The sequence below is a fragment of the Bacteroides gallinarum DSM 18171 = JCM 13658 genome (assembly GCF_000374365.1).
Lineage (GTDB): Bacteria > Bacteroidota > Bacteroidia > Bacteroidales > Bacteroidaceae > Bacteroides > Bacteroides gallinarum.
The window spans coordinates 78,201-94,082 of the sequence record NZ_KB894121.1; the positions used below are offsets into that span (position 1 = coordinate 78,201).

Below are 15,882 nucleotides of genomic sequence, written 5' to 3' on the forward strand. Positions count from 1 at the left end.
ACAGGGAACTTTGCAAAAACATAATCACTGCGGCTGGACATAGGGAATACGGGTTATTCCTTTGGAAACGGTATGGAGGTCGGGGTAAGGAACGTGCCCGGATTGAAAGACAGAAGAATAAAGAGACGAAAGAATAAAGAGATGAAAGAATAAAGGGGCGAAAGAATCAAGAAACGAAAGAGTTGGGAGACAGAAGAACAAAAGAATAAAAGAACAAAAACGAAAGAGGGGAGATAAAGAACAAAAGGGTAAAACAAGTAAAAAAGAGTAGAAGAGTAAGAGAGCGAGAAAGGAACGTGAAGAAGAAACGGAATTCCCTCATTTCTTTTCCTCCTTAACAAAAAGCAGAAAGCAACATCCCCTTTCCCTTCTTCCCGAATACGGAAAACAAAGTCCCCCTTTTTTATCATTGAAGAACTCTGAAAAATTCCCGAAGAACTCCGTGAAACTCTGTGTCCTCTGTGGTGAACCTAACAACAATTGTATATGAAAACAAAACTGCAAAACCTGTTTGTCGCAGCCCTGGTACTGGCTGCTTCCTCCCAGAAGCTGGGCATCGACTTAATCCGTGTGGCTATCCTCGTAATCTTTGTATGGATAGGCGGACTGAAATTCTGGAATTACGAAGCCGAGGGCATTGTGCCGTTTGTGGCGAACAGTCCTTTTATGAGCTTCTTCTACAACAAGCCCGCACCGGAGTACAAGGAATATAAACTGAAAGAAGGCGAGTTCAGCGAGGCGAAACACCAGTGGCATGTGGAGAACAACACCTACGGCTTCTCCCACGGTCTGGGCATACTGATTATGTCAATCGGCATCCTTACTTTCCTGGGTATATTTTCTCCTAAAATAGGGCTGGCGGGAGCGGCACTGGCTATCCTTATGACCCTCGGCACGCTTTCTTTCCTCGTTACCACTCCCGAGGTGTGGGTTCCCGACTTGGGAAGCGGGGAACATGGTTTCCCTTTGCTCACCGGAGCGGGACGCCTGGTAATCAAAGATACCGCTATCCTTGCCGGAGCTGTCGTGGTGCTTGCCGACAGTGCCAAAAGAGTATTGAACCAACTAAAGAAATAAGATTATGAAAAAGTACGATGCTATTATTATCGGCTTCGGCAAAGGCGGCAAGACGCTTGCCGTCGAACTGGCAAAACGGAACTTCACCGTTGCCATGGTAGAACGTTCGGACCAGATGTACGGAGGTACGTGCATCAATATCGGATGTATCCCGACTAAGACTTTGGTACACTCGGCAGGACTGGCGGATAAGAATGCGACCTGGGAGCAGAAGCAGGCATATTACAGCCGGGCTATTGCGAGGAAAGAGGAGGTGACCGGGCTCCTGCGCGGAAAGAACTACCACAACCTGGCAGACAACCCCAATATCACGGTATATACGGGTACGGGGGCTTTTGCCGCTCCCGATACGGTAGAGGTACGCACGGCGGAAGAAACGGTGCTGCTCCAGGCTCCGCAGATATTCATCAATACGGGGGCGGAGACTGTCATTCCGCCTATCGAGGGAATAAAGGACAATCCGAACGTCTACACCAGCACATCCATTATGGAGTTGACGGAGCTGCCCGCACACCTCGCCATTGTGGGCGGCGGCTACATCGGCCTGGAGTTTGCCTCCATGTACGCTTCTTTCGGTTCGCAGGTTACGGTGTTGGAGGGTTATTCCGAGCTGATAGCCCGTGAAGACCGCGACATCGCCGCCTCTGTGCAGGAGGTGCTGGAAAAGAAAGGCATCGTTTTCCGCCTGAATGCCCGCGTACAGTCCGTAGACGGCGCTGCGGTTACCTATCGGGATGCGGTGACGGGCGATGTCCTGCGGGTGGAGGCGGATGCCGTTCTGCTGGCTACCGGCCGCCGTCCGAATACTTCCCGGTTGAACCTGGCTGCCGCAGGGGTAGAAGTGGACGAACGCGGCGCTGTCATCGTGAACGGTCATTTGCAAACCACCAATCCCCACATACGCGCTATCGGCGATGTGAAAGGCGGCTTGCAGTTCACTTACATCTCCCTGGACGATTACCGCATTCTGCGTGAAGATTTGTTCGGAGCGGGCGAGCGTAAGGTATCTGACCGCGACCCGGTGAGCTATTCCGTATTTATAGACCCGCCCTTGTCGCGTATCGGCATGAGCGAAGCGGAAGCCCGTCAGAAAGGTCTGAACATCAAAGTGAACAAACTCCCGGTAACCGCCATTCCGCGCGCCCATACATTGGGAAACACGGACGGGCTGTTCAAAGTGATAGTAGATGCCGACACGGACAAGATAATAAGCTGCACCCTGTTCGGAGCGGAGTCGGGTGAAGTAATCAACATAGTGGCAATGGCAATGAAAACCGGACAGGAATATACTTTCTTGCGCGATTTCATCTTTACGCATCCCAGCATGGGCGAGGCGCTGAATGATTTGATGAACTTTTAGGTTGTTTCACCACAGAGGGCGCAGAGTTCCACAGAGTAAAAGATAAAAAACTCTGTGGAACTCTGCGCCCTCTGTGGTGAAATTTGTCCTGCATAGCTTGCGTATTTCCCCAAAATTGCCGAATATTGTGCCTTGAAATATAAACCCGAATAATCATGACCAGATTACCACTCATAGGTATTGCATTCGTGTGTGCATTGTCTGTGACCTCTTGCGGGACGAAGCCCCGGCAATCATCCGGCAATTCCGCTTCGGACACTGTTGCTGCTGTCTCCGCTACGGATACCGCCTCTGTTGTTATCCCCGCCTATGCCAAAGGCTATACAGTGAACTATCTCCCGGGTAACGTACGCCTGGTAGACATACACGACCCTCAGAAGAAAGAGGGGAATACATTCCGGTACGCCTTAGTGCCCAAAGGAACGAAACCTGCCGGTATTCCCGAGGACTATACGGTAATCGAAACACCGGTGAAGCGGGTTATCTGCATGACCTCCCTGCAACTGTCCAATTTTATCCGGCTGGATGCCTGCGACCATGTGGTGGGCATCACCAGCACCCGCCACCTCTTCAATAAAGAGATGAACGGGCGGCTGAAATCGGGCGAAACATCCAAGATAGGGATTGAAGGAAATTTCGATAATGAGGTGATAATGAGCATAAATCCCGATGTTATCTTTATCTCTCCTTTCAAACGGGGCGGATACGACGCCATGCGCGAGATAGGCATCCCGCTGGTTCCGCATCTGGGATATAAGGAGATGAGCCCGCTGGGACAGGCGGAATGGATTAAGTTCATCGGCATGTTCATCGGGCAGGAAGCGGAGGCGAATGCAAAGTTTGCCGAAATAGAGAAGCGCTACAACGAGCTGAAGAAACTGGTGGCGGATGTAGAGAAACGTCCCGTGGTGTTCAGCGGCGAGATACGCGGCGGCAACTGGTATGCGGTAGGCGGAAAGAGTTTTCTTGCCGAACTGTTCCGCGATGCCGGTGCGGACTATTTCCTGAAAGACGACCCGCGTTCGGGCGGTGTAACGCTGGACTTCGAAACGGTGTACAGCCAGGCGGAGAGCGCCGATTACTGGCGCATAGTCAACAGCTACGACGGAACATTCTCCTACGATGCCTTGAAGTCCTTAGACCCCCGTTATGCCGATTTCCGCGCCTTCCGCCAGAAAGGGGTAATCTATTGCAATATGCGCGAGAAACCCTTCTACGAAAGTATGCCCATGCAGCCCGAAATAGTGCTGGCAGATTTGATTCATGCTTTTCATCCCGGCCTGTTGCCCGATTATGAACCTACCTATTACGAACGCCTGAAATGATGAAAAGACCCGTACTGCTGCTGATGATATTGATATCGGCATCCATTTTCCTGCTCTTTCTCCTGAACCTGCTGCTGGGCTCCGTCCATATCCCCTTCGGTAAGATATGGGAAATTCTGTGGGGTACGGGAGCCGCTTCCCCACCCGATATGATGAGCAACCAGGAGGTGATATGGAGCAATATCATCTGGAAAAGCCGTGTGCCGCAGGCGTTGACGGCATTGGTGGCGGGAGCGGGGCTTTCGGTTAGCGGCTTGCAGATGCAGACGGTGTTCCGTAATCCGCTGGCAGGGCCTTCGGTGCTGGGCATCAGCTCGGGGGCGAGCCTGGGAGTTGCCTGCGTGGTGCTGCTGTCCGGCGCAATGGGCGGGGTGGCATTGAGCCGCCTGGGATATATGGGAGAGGTGGCTTTGTCCGTTGCCGCCATTATCGGCGCCTTGTCGGTTATGGCGCTGATTGTCTACGTCTCCCAGAAAGTGAAAGGAAACGTAACACTGCTCATTATCGGCGTGATGATAGGCTATGTGGCGAGCGCCGTTATCGGCGTGCTGAAATATTTCAGTGTGGAAGAAGATATACGTGCTTACGTTATCTGGGGGCTGGGCAGCTTTGCACGCGTATCCGGCGACCAGATGATACTGTTCGTCTGTATCATGGCAGTGCTGCTGCCGTTGTCGTTCCTGCTGATAAAGACCATGAACCTGCTGCTGTTGGGCGACGGCTATGCGCGCAATTTAGGACTGAATATCAAACGGGCGCGCCTGCTCGTCATATCCTGCTCCGGAGTGTTGGTGGCTATTGTAACCGCTTACTGCGGGCCTATTATGTTTATCGGGCTGGCAGTGCCCCACCTATGCCGTGCTATCTTCCATACGTCCGACCACCGCATCCTGATGCCCGCCACCTTGCTGGTAGGCGCTGCACTGGCGCTGGTGTGCAACCTGATAGCCCGTATGCCGGGATTCGAGGGAGCATTGCCCGTCAATTCGGTAACGGCGCTGGTCGGTGCGCCGGTCGTGGCATCCGTACTTTTCAGAAAGAGAAAAGGAGAACTGAACGAATAGCCTGCTAAACAGTAAATGCGACGAACCATATAGCCTTGTAAATTAGATAATCTGTAATGCGATAACCCATAATTAGATAGCACCATAATTAGATAACCCATAACCCTGATAACCCATAACCCCGATAACCTGTAATTAGATAACCCATAATTCGATAACCTATAAACCCGATAACCCGAATTGAATAACGAGACTATACATATCGAAAACCTCTCTATCGGCTATCCCGGTAAGAGCGATGTAAAAGTAGTAGCAGACGGTATCTGCGCCGGCATCAACAGCGGCGAGCTGACCTGCCTGTTAGGAGCCAACGGAGTAGGGAAATCCACGCTGCTCCGTACATTGTCCGCCTTTCAGCCCAAGTTGGGCGGAGAGATACGTATCCAGGGAAAAGAGATTGAATCCTATACCGACAAGCAACTCTCGCGCGTTATCAGCGTGGTGCTGACGGAGAAATGCGATATCCGCAATATGTCCGTTATGGAATTGATAGGATTAGGACGTAGCCCTTATACCGGCTTCTGGGGTACGCTCACCAAAGAAGACAAGCGTGTGGTAGAGCACTCCATTGCTTTGGTCGGCATCCCCCACCTGACACACCGAATGGTGCATACGCTGAGCGACGGCGAGCGCCAGAAGGTAATGATAGCTAAGGCACTTGCCCAGGAAACCCCGGTGATTTACTTGGACGAGCCTACCGCCTTCCTCGACTTCCCCAGTAAGGTAGAGATGATGCAATTGCTGCACCACCTCAGCCGGCAGACGGACAAGACTATTTTCCTCTCCACGCACGACCTCGAACTTGCCTTGCAGATAGCCGACAAAATCTGGCTTATGGACAAGGCGAACGGCGTCACTATCGGCACTCCCGAAGACCTCTCCCTGAACGGTAGCCTTAGCAGCTTCTTCGCCCGCAAAGGCATCGTATTCGACCTGGAAACCGGACTGTTCCGTGTAGACAATGAATATACCTCGCAGATACGTCTGACGGGACACGGGCAGAGATATGCCATGGTGCGCAAGGCTTTGCAGCGCAACGGCATACTCGCTAATCGCAATATCGAGTCGGAAACCTATATCGAGACGGGCGATTTGAAGGGAGACGGCGTTTTTGTTCTGCATCAGCCCGGTAAAGAACCGGTCGTTGTTGCCAGCATCGAGGACTTATTGGCAGTAGTTCAAGCTTCTTTGCCGTCTTGATAAGCCGTAATATGTTTGCCGAAGCAGGGCAGAATGTGACCTAATGTGACAGAGTGCAACATAATAGAGTAGAACGTAACAGAGTAAAACTAATGTCGCAGAATGCAATGTATAGGGCAGGATGTAACAGAATAAACCTAATGTCACAGAGTGCAACATAATAGGGTGAGCGTAACAGAATAAAACCTAATGTTACAGAATGCAACGTAATAGGGTAGAACGTATCAGAATAAACCTAATACCACAGAATACAACGTAATAGAGCAGAATATAACAGAACACAGCACAACACAACAAACCCTGAAAAGCCGTCCCCCCTTGCCGTCCAGTCCTTACCGGAATCGGAACCTATACCCTACGGTAAAGAAAGAAGCGAAATTCCGGGGCAGATAACCGTTGAACTCCTTTTTCATAACCTTGTACAGTTGTTGATTAACCTTTACCAAGCCCACTTGTGCTTCCGCACCGATAATAAACCTGCGGTATTCGAATTCGATTCCCGTTGTGATACCGGCATCCAACCGCCTGTTTCCCGCATTGTCTGCCAATACGCAGCCGAAGGTATCTATCCTGAAATGGCGATAAGCTTTGGTAGAACTGTTGTTGTAATAATACGGAATGCTGCCGGAAGTCTTTCCGCCCGCACCGCAGGCAATGTACGCACCCATGTCCAGCGAAACATGGTAATTCTCCCCCAGAGGCAGACGTACGGCAGCCGTAACGGGAATCTGCAAATACAATTCATGCATCTTGGCATACCTCACATACTTCATGTCTTTGCAGCCGCCTATGGATACGAATTCCAGGGCAGATTGCAATGCCCAAGTACTGTTCAGCATATATTCCACACCTATCCCCGCCTTGTAAGCTATCTGCGTTTCGCTGCCCGAATGCTTCCCGTAAAGGCGGGAAGTCCCTATCCCTGCCTTGGCATGGAAAGAGAAGGGCGATTGGGCATACCCGGCAGATACGGCAAGAGCCAGGCAAATCATCACTATTATCTTTTTCATACGTATATCTTCCCGTCCTCACTGATTAACAATATGGTAAGCTCCCCGTGAGGTAACAAGGAAGCGCAACATCGCCGGCAATATCCAATCAGTAACTTGGCGAACCCCTCCGTCTTTTCAGCAGGAATGATACTCCACAATTCGCGTGCCAGGTTCATCTGCCGTATAGCCGCCGCTACCTCCTCTCCGCATGCCGCTTGCCGGGCTATATCCAGGATAAAATCCCTGTTCATCGTAACCTTCTTGCTGTGAGTGTCGAGATTACCCTCCGCCAGCTTCACCGCCTTGCCTATCATTACGCCTAATGTAACGCGAGGCACTCCCAGCTCATCGGCAATCTTCAAAGTCTCCCCGATGAAATTGCCGTAATGCACGAAAGCCTGTGCCGGCAAATCGGGATAATACGCCTTGATGTAACGCTCGCTCTTTGCCCCGGAGCTGATAACTACCCGCGGGCTGCCTGTGGCGCGCGCCACCTCCATAGACTTGCGGATAGAGCCGATGAAAGCCTCGGTAGAGAACGGCTTCACGATACCCGACGTACCGATGATAGATATCCCCCCCCTTATACCCAGGCGGGGATTGAAAGTACGTCCGGCTATCTCCTCTCCGCTGGGCACGGAGATAGTAACCAGGAACGGGGCGGAACGCCTGGGTATGCCGAGCCGTTCGAGGCACAGCCTTACATTGTCCGCTATCATCTTGCGCGGAGTAGGGTTGATAGCCGGCATACCCGGTTCCAGCCCCAGTCCGGACAAGGTGACGATACCTATGCCTTCCCCTCCGGTGACGACGATATTGTAATCCGCCGCTTCCCCGCCACCCGGTTCATCCGCTTCGTACGGCACGGCTACACTCGCCTTTATCCGCATTCCGTCGGTGATGTCGGGGTCGTCTCCCGCATCCTTTATAACGCAGGCTTCCGCCTTCCGCATCCGGCTGCCGTTTACGAGGCAACTATGCGGAAACCCCTCCCGGTTCTCCACCGGCACGCTTATCTGCTCCCCGTTGGGCAACACTACCGGAAACTCCCCGGGACGCGGCTGTCCGCCGAAGCCGAACAAATCCCACGTGGCAGCTACGGCGGCTGCGGTGGCACAAGTCCCGGTGGTGAGCCCGCTGCGCAAAGGATAGAAATCCGGTACGAACTTCTCCACCATTCTCCGCAACCCATGTTCACCGTTCACCGTTACGAAATCTTCCGGAAGCGGCGGACGCTCTATCGCAAAAATACGGATACCCAGCTCACGGGCAGCCTCCACCTTTTCGGGAAAACCACCGGACACACCGCTTTCCTTAAGCAAGATTGCATCGGGACGAAGCCGGCGCATCGGCAGGCGCTCGTCCTCCCCCGTACGGTAGTAACATAGATATTCCTCGGAGAAACCCTGGCGGCGTGCCAGCTCGCGCGAACTTTCGCGGTCGAGGATGCGGAAATAACAGCGGCAGCCTTCCCGCCAGAGCGTTTCCAGCTTGCCGATAGTCTGTACGCCGGTCAGTGCCAGCAGCACACGGATACCCTCCTCCCTTATCCGGCAGATAGCATCCCCGTAATCCCTGCACCACACGATACCTTCCGCCTCCCTTTTCGGGTAGATGCGCTCGTAGCGTATAACCGGTATCCGGAGCCTGCCAGCCGCTTCACCGACATTCCGGTGCAGCTCCCCCGCAAAGGGATGTGCGGCATCCACCAACAGCGAGATATGGTGGCTGCGGCAGAAACTCTCCAGCCCGCTGCCGTCCATGCCCCCTTGCAGGCGGATGCCGTTGTGCAAGGTAATATCCTGCTCACTGCCCCTGGTGGAGTAATAAAAAGGCTTTCCCGCTTCCTCGAGCGTCCGGACTGCTATGCGTCCTTCGGTTGTGCCGCCTAATACGAGTATCATGGTAATGGAGTGGTAAATGCGGTTTATTGTCTGAATAAATGTTTAAACTCGTGCGCATACAGCCGCGACAGCCCTTCCCGGTTGCCGATAGCCTCGCCTACGACAATCATCGTTGTCAGCGTCAGGCTGTTTTCCTTCACTATCCGGGCGAGGTCTTTCAGCTCACCGGTAAAGATACGTTCGTCTTGCCAGGTCAGATGATAACACACGGCTACGGGAGTCGTTTCCGGGTACTCCTGCAAAAGCTCCGCCTGCACCTGCTCCGCGATGCCTGCGCTTAAGAAGATACACATGGTGCTTTGCGAGCGTGCTAGCAGGTGCAGCTTCTCCCGCTCGGGCATGGGAGTACGCCCCTCGCCGCGGGTAAGAATGATACTCTGCACCTTCTCTGGGATAGTGAACTGCGATTTCAGGGCTGCCGCCGCTGCCTGGAAAGAAGATATGCCAGGGGTGATATGATAACTCATGTTATGCCGGTCGAAGTAATTCATCTGCTCCTGTATCGCCCCGTAGATACACGGGTCGCCCGTGTGCAGGCGTACGATAAACTTGCCTTTGTCGTAGAACTCCTTCATCAGCGCAAACTGCTCCTCCAAGTCCATGGAAGCGGAGCTGCGTACCGTAGCGCCCGGCTTGGCGCACAACGTCAGCTCACGGGGTACAAGGCTGCCCGCATAAAGAATAAGGTCTGCCTTCTCCAACATCTGCCTGCCGCGCACGGAGATAAGGTCGGGACTGCCCGGACCCGCACCCACAATCTCGATATGCCCCCGGCGTACGGCGCGTATATCCATGGCAACGGCTATCGTGTAGTTGCCGCCTTTCCTTTTCGGCATTACCAGTTGCGCGTTGCCGGCAGACAGTATGGCGGCAGCTTCGCATACGCTGGGCGTTCCCATATGCTTCATTACGGTAGGGCTGGGAGTAGGAACCTCTACCTCCGCCAATTCCCCGGCGGTGTAGAAGCGAAGCTCCCATTTCCCCTCGAGCGACTTCACCACCGGCTCCTCGCGTTTGGCGTCGATTGTAGAGAAAGAGGCGATTGCCTGCAAAGGGATGTTGCAGGCTTTCAGCTCGTCTTGGAGAGCTTTCATCACTGTGTTTACCGGCTCAGCCTGGTGTGCAAGCCCGATGCCTGCATGCAGTACGCGCGGCACATAACAGATAAGCGGCTTTCCTTCCAACGGCGGTATTTTCGGAGAAACGCACAGCACCAGTTCGAAGCGGGAAGGGTCGATGTCCTCCAGGCGGTAGAACACCTCCACGTGGGCGGGAAGATGAGCTTCCAGCCAGTCGGTTCCCTCGTCGCGCACCTCGAGCAACAGAGCGGTAGGTTTTCCGGCAACGAAAATCCCGATAGCCTCGTTCATGCACACCCTCATCTTTTCTTCGGAAGTAGAGGCAGGCTCTGCCGGCGACGGGGCGGGAGAGGTTGCCCTGATAACCGGAAACCAGCCGAAACGCCCGGGCAGTCGGTCTAACGCCCACAACCCGGTAAGGTCGCTTTGGGTAGTTACTACCGGTTCGGCGCCTAATATGCCTGCCACCACGACAGCCAGTTCGTTGGCTCCGCCGATGTGTCCGGAAAGGACGGAAATGGCATATTTGCCGGTACTGTCCACGCAGACTACGGCGGGGTCGGTGTACTTGTTCTTCACGCAAGGGGCGATAGAACGGACACAGATACCCATGGCACCGATAAAGATAAAGGCGCCGTAACGGTTGAAGTTGTCGGCGGTGAAACTGCCGGCAGATTCTATATGGGTACATCCTTCCTCATGGCGCGGGGTAAAAATCGTTGCGCCCGGCAACTCTTTAAGCAATAGCCGTGCAGAATTCAGCCCGGCTTCCGAAACAAGGATAATGGCGGTTTTTATGTCGGGTGTATCGGACTTCATGTCAGGCATATCGGTTTTTGTATTTGGTGTATCGGGCTTCGTGTCGGGCATATCGGTTTTTGTATTTAGTGTATCGGACTTCATGTCAGGCATGTCAGCTTTCGTATTTAGTGTATCGGTTTTCATACCGGATATATCAGTTTTCATAAGTGGGTATATTGTTTTTTATAATGGATATATTTGTTTCTGTAACGGATATATCAGTTTCTATAATGTGTATTCATTTCAGAAGATACAGCCTTCTTTTAGGAAGATACAACCTTCATCTCAGGAGATACAGCCTTCATTATCTCAATAGGATTATAATCGTTCAAGGCGATACGCACGGAAGGTTGCAGCTCCATGCCTGCGGCTTCCGCTCCTTCTGCAAATGCCTGCCTGCTTTCTGCCGATACGGAGTTGAATACGACGCAACCGCCGGGCAGCAGTACCTCCTTTATTTTCATCAGCATCTCCGGCAGATGTCCGCCATGCCCGCCTATAAAGACGGCATCGGGGCGGGGGAGCGTTCCCGTTTCCGCTTGCAGGAAATCGCCGATGATTGCCGTGATGCCCGGCGCACCGAAACGGCGGCTGTTGATATTCATCAGTTCTTCACCTTCGGCACGTATCTCGAAAGAAACGACCGTAAGGTGGGGAAATTGCAGCCGGGCTTCTATGGAAACCGAGCCGGTACAGAAACCCACATCCCAAAACACACGCCGGCGGTTCAGCTCCAACGCCTGCAATGTAAGCAGGCGGATAGGGGCTTTGGTTATCATCCGGGCGCGTCCGTCCAGGTGGGCGAACAGCTTGTCGGGTATGCCGAAAGGACGGGCTGGCAACGGGCTGTACACACATTCGTGGCAGGCTTGCCCGTTCGCCTCTCCGGGATAGCAGGCGCAGAGTAACAGGTTGTTGGGATGCTCGAACGTGCCCAATGCCGCTTCTTCCAATGTCATGCGGAGAATGCGTTCTTTTCCGGGATTGCCGAGATGCTCTCCTACATACATCGTGTAATGGCGGTAGCCGTATTCCAGCATCCGGGTGGCGATTGCGGCAGGAGTATGTTCCCGGTCGGTGAGGATGCCGATTTTAGGTGCACGCTCTATTAGGGCGCGGTCGAACTCATGCCAGGGGCGTCCCGTCAGCGAAACGGTACGCATATCGTCGTAAGGCATTACGAGGCGGTGCGCCAATACCTGGAGCGAGTTGAAAGACGGGTAAAGCGTGATTGCCGCATCCGGCAGCTTCCGCCTTACCGTATTGGCAAAGCCGAAGAACAACGGGTCGCCCGAAGCGAAAACTATAATCTGTCCGGCAGGATTATTATCTTCCGTACCATTCCGTACTGTTCCGGAAGTGGTAGATGCTTTTTTATGCTGTGTAGATACGCATTCATTTTGTATAAGTACTTTTTCATCCCGTGTAGATACGCTTTCATTCTGTACAAGTACTTTTTCATCCCGCGTAAATACGCTTTCATCCTGCACAAGAACTTTTTCATTCCGCATAAGCGCTTTTTCATACTGTGCAAACACATTATCCAGCGGCACGGTAATGGAAATCCATATCGCATCGTCCGGTAGCAAGCCGCCTACAATCTCCTTGTGCCGTACCCCTCCCGAAAACACCTTTCCTTGCCGTATATGCTCCAGTACTTCCGGCGGGAAGAAAGGCGTCCGGTTATCATCCATTCCTATAATGATAAATTTCCGTTGCATCGCCGATTTCCAGTCATTATTCATTAGTCTCCCTCATACATCCCTTCCCGGCCTTAGCTGTTCCGCATCGTTGTAGCATAAGATAGCGTTCACTAAGGTGGCGGCGAGATTACTGCCGCCTTTGCGTCCTTCCACGATTATCTTCGGGATATGGGTAAAAGGCTTTATCATATGTTTGGACTCCTGCACGTGCACGAAGCCCACCGGAGCGGCGATAATCCCTGCCGGATACGCTTTCCCTTTACGGATAAGGTCGCAAAGCTCCATTAGGGCGGTCGGAGCGTTGCCGAATACGAAAAGCGCATCGGGACAATCTTCCACAGCCAGGCGCGTGCCTGCCTGCGTCCGGGTGATGCCTTTCTCTGCCGCCATTGCAGCGGTACGCGAATCGCCGAGATAGCATTTCACCTCCACACCCAGACGCTCCAAAGCCCCTTTACGGATACCGCTGGCAGCCATTGTTACATCCGTAACGATTGTCCGTATGCGTCCTTCGATGATGCCCCGGTACAATGTTTCCACAGCTCCTGCGTCCGTATGCAGCAACTTTTCCATTTCAAAATCTGCGGTGGTATGGATAGCGTGCAGCAGCGCCCATTTATGGTCGAGGGGAATGTTATCGTTCTTCAATTCCTTTTCTATGGTACGGAAGCTCCGTATCATGATATCCTGTCCTTTATTGATTTGGAGGTGGCTTGCAGAGGACGGGGAATGCCCCCTTTCATCTTCCCTATAATACCCCCGCGGTGTAATTATCGTCCCGTTCCACTCGTAAGACTGCGAGTTGCCTATCAGCACAACGGTGAACATATCTATATCTTCGGGATTGAACGCTTCCAGCGTGGTTATATGCACCTCTTGTTCGGGGCGTCCCGCCTGGCGCACATACCCCACGGGCGTCTGCGGTGAGCGTCCCTCCTGCAAGAACAGTTCTTTCAGGCGGTAAAGCTGCCAATAGCGCCCCTCGCTTTTGGGGTTGTAGACAGCCGTCACGAAATCGGCGGCGGCAGCGGCTACGATACGCTTCTCGATGCGCTCCCACGGCGTCATCAGGTCTGACAGCGAAATCACGCAGAAATCATGCCCGACGGGAGCGCCCAGCAAGGCGGCAGCCTTTTGGAAAGCGCTGATACCCGGCAGCGAAACAACCTCTATGTCGCTGTACCGTTGGCGCTTCATCTCATAAATAAGGGGAGTCATGCCGTAAATCCCTGCATCGCCCGAGCTGACAACGCATACCGTCTTACCCTGTCCGGCAAGTTCGAAAGCCTGTTCGGCACGGTCGCGTTCCCGCTTCATCCCCGTGTCTATACATTCCGTTCCGGGACGGAGGTGGGGAGTGACGAACCGGAAATAATATTTGTATCCTACCACTACATCCGCTTCCTTCAAAGCGGCGATTACGGCAGGCGTAATATCCTGCTCATTACCCGGACCGATACCGGCAACGATGATTTTGGGCTGTTTCATAAGTTCCATATTTCTATATACAAAGATACGTCAATTTAGCGGATTACAGGCATGAAACGGCAAATTTCCCACTTCGTTTTTGCGGTATTTCCCCACCTCTATTTAATGGCAACGTTTATGCCTCATTCAATAATAAGATGCTCGCCTCATTCCGCAATGACATCCTTACTTCACCTCCTTGCCTGCCGCATACGCCGCTTTCTTCTCCATGATACCCAGCATGCGGTGTTTCAGTCCGAAACGGATGTGCTCTATAAATATATCCTGTATCTCAGGAACTTGTCCCAACCCTTCCAGGCGGGTATTTACGGTGTAACCCTCTTTCTCGAGCGCCTCCTTCCAGTCGCCCGCAATATCGTTCTTGGCATGGTCGCCGGCAACGAACATTAAAGGAACGAGCGTTACGCTTTTGGCTTTGGCAGCTTTCAGTTGTGCAGACATCGTTTCGAAAGTCGGATAACCCTCGATAGTGCCTACGTGGAAGTTAGTCCGGCCGTCGGCTTTCAGCATATAATCAATCTGGCCGTACATGGCAGTACTGGGAGTATAAGTGCCGTGCCCTACGAGAACGATGTGCTCTTTGGCGTTCTTTTTCCCGTTGGCAGGCGTGCCGAAACGTTTTTCCAGGATAGCGGTCACTTCTTCGCAATCTTCTACCGAATAGAACAGGGGCGTGCCTACACGTATCTGCTTGAAGAAAGGCAACACACTTTCCACATCGCGGCGGAGCGATTCCATTTCCACACCGTCGATGATATTAGTGCTCTGTATGATGACATGCGTATAACCCTCGCTGCGCAGCCGGAGCAAAACATCCAGCGGAGTAGCTTTGTCGATGCCCCGTGCCTTGAGGCGGCGTATGATGATGCGCGAGGTATAAGCCTCCCTGAACTCCAGTTCCGGAAAAGCAGCCTTAGCCTTGGCATTAATGGCGTCGATAGTCTGTGCACGGGTATCGTCGTGCGTAGTGCCGAAGTGCACCATGAGCAAGGCAGCCTTATCGCCCGGCTTCATATTTGCCAGCATATCGTCTGCAACGAAATTTTCTCCTTCGTGCGCGGAGCAGAAAAGGGAGAACACGGTTAATATTAAAAACAGGCTCGTTCTCATACTTGTCTTCATAATCATAACAGAATTTTGGTTTTATAATTGATAATTTAGTCTTCCTAATCCCGGGGCGACCATTGTCTTTCTAACGGCATAGGCAGGTTTCCTGGCTTACCCCTGCAAGAAAACGCGTAACCTTCCCGTCCTTGTCGGACAGTGGTATGAATGAGGATGTTTCCTTGCACTTTATCCGCGTATGCACCGGGATAAAATGGAGTTTACAGTAGCGGGCACTGTTCCGGACTTGCACCGGATTCCCTTTTATACGGCAGGCAGGATGCGCTGCCGTATCACCTAAACCGGGACAAAGATATATATAAATTCCATATATCGGAGTAATGAGCCGGTGATTTAATTTATCCGCGATATATATTGCGTAAAAGAAAAAACATTGTACCTTTGCACCCGAAAATCAAACCCTTTAAGGAATAAAAAAGAAACTGTTTATTTCTTAACGGTTTAGACATAAGATTGTTATGTAAATCGGTTCGCATTCATTTCCAAATGTTCGCATGGCATTTTCAAATGAAGGACGATTAAAAGGGAATCAGGTGCAAATCCTGAACAGTCCCGCTGCTGTAAGCTCTCAACAGTGTTACCGGAGAGATACGCCACTGTCTTATTTTTCAGGACGGGAAGGTTCCGGTAATGGAGCAAGTCAGAAGACCTGCCGGTTTATTTGTGTTTTTAAAGCTTTCGTGGGATAAGGCTGAAAACAATATTCACGAGTACTTTTCCGTAACCGGTGGACTTTGTTTGTTTTTTCGTGCCGTTTTCCCCAT

11 protein-coding genes and 2 riboswitches are annotated in these 15,882 nt (G+C 52.4%); of the genes, 5 read left to right on the forward strand and 6 right to left on the reverse strand.

Translation table 11 applies throughout. The features are described 5' to 3' along the window. Nucleotides 1-486: 486 nt before the first annotated feature. From C233_RS0105630 to C233_RS0105650, 5 genes are all read left to right on the forward strand, one after another. A complete protein-coding gene (locus C233_RS0105630; protein WP_018666606.1) occupies nt 487-1,077 on the forward strand; it encodes a DUF417 family protein in 591 nt (196 codons plus the stop codon). 4 nt (nt 1,078-1,081) lie between these two features. Continuing rightward, entirely contained in the window at nt 1,082-2,437 is a 1,356-nt protein-coding gene (locus C233_RS0105635) for an FAD-dependent oxidoreductase (RefSeq protein ID WP_018666608.1), read from the forward strand. Nucleotides 2,438-2,592: 155 nt separating this feature from the next. Further along, a complete protein-coding gene (locus C233_RS0105640) occupies nt 2,593-3,762 on the forward strand; it encodes an ABC transporter substrate-binding protein (protein ID WP_018666610.1) in 1,170 nt (389 codons plus the stop codon). Further along, nucleotides 3,762-4,826 carry an iron ABC transporter permease gene (locus C233_RS0105645; protein WP_025068658.1) on the forward strand — a complete coding sequence of 355 codons (1,065 nt, stop codon included), beginning with the start codon at nt 3,762-3,764 and terminating at the stop codon, nt 4,824-4,826. Before C233_RS0105640 ends, C233_RS0105645 begins: the two co-directional genes overlap by 1 nt. 180 nt (nt 4,827-5,006) lie before the next feature. Further along, on the forward strand, nt 5,007-6,026 hold the full coding sequence (locus C233_RS0105650; RefSeq protein ID WP_018666614.1) for an ABC transporter ATP-binding protein: 1,020 nt from the start codon (nt 5,007-5,009) through the stop codon (nt 6,024-6,026). Between the two features lie 332 nt (nt 6,027-6,358). On the opposite strand, the gene C233_RS0105655 is transcribed toward C233_RS0105650, so the two are convergent. The 6 genes from C233_RS0105655 to C233_RS0105680 form a co-directional block, all read right to left on the reverse strand. Then, entirely contained in the window at nt 6,359-7,036 is a 678-nt protein-coding gene (locus C233_RS0105655; protein ID WP_018666615.1) for an outer membrane beta-barrel protein, read from the reverse strand. Beyond that, on the reverse strand, nt 7,033-8,922 hold the full coding sequence (gene cbiD, locus C233_RS0105660) for a cobalt-precorrin-5B (C(1))-methyltransferase CbiD (RefSeq protein WP_018666616.1): 1,890 nt from the start codon (nt 8,920-8,922) through the stop codon (nt 7,033-7,035). Before cbiD ends, C233_RS0105655 begins: the two co-directional genes overlap by 4 nt. Before the next feature lie 23 nt (nt 8,923-8,945). Continuing rightward, nucleotides 8,946-10,799, reverse strand: coding sequence for a precorrin-4 C(11)-methyltransferase (gene cobM / locus C233_RS0105665; RefSeq protein WP_026314749.1), 1,854 nt, complete (start codon nt 10,797-10,799; stop codon nt 8,946-8,948). Nucleotides 10,800-11,065: 266 nt separating this feature from the next. Beyond that, complete coding sequence (locus C233_RS0105670; protein WP_025068659.1) at nt 11,066-12,523, reverse strand: bifunctional cobalt-precorrin-7 (C(5))-methyltransferase/cobalt-precorrin-6B (C(15))-methyltransferase; 1,458 nt, start codon at nt 12,521-12,523, stop codon at nt 11,066-11,068. A gap of 33 nt (nt 12,524-12,556) precedes the next feature. Continuing rightward, nucleotides 12,557-13,993, reverse strand: coding sequence for a precorrin-3B C(17)-methyltransferase (gene cobJ / locus C233_RS0105675; RefSeq protein ID WP_025068660.1), 1,437 nt, complete (start codon nt 13,991-13,993; stop codon nt 12,557-12,559). A 165-nt stretch (nt 13,994-14,158) separates the two neighbouring features. Further along, entirely contained in the window at nt 14,159-15,103 is a 945-nt protein-coding gene (locus C233_RS0105680) for a sirohydrochlorin cobaltochelatase (RefSeq protein ID WP_025068661.1), read from the reverse strand. Nucleotides 15,104-15,179: 76 nt separating this feature from the next. After that, nucleotides 15,180-15,413, reverse strand: a riboswitch (cobalamin riboswitch). Nucleotides 15,414-15,593: 180 nt separating this feature from the next. After that, a riboswitch (cobalamin riboswitch) is annotated at nt 15,594-15,789 on the forward strand. The last annotated feature ends 93 nt before the right edge of the window (nt 15,790-15,882 follow it).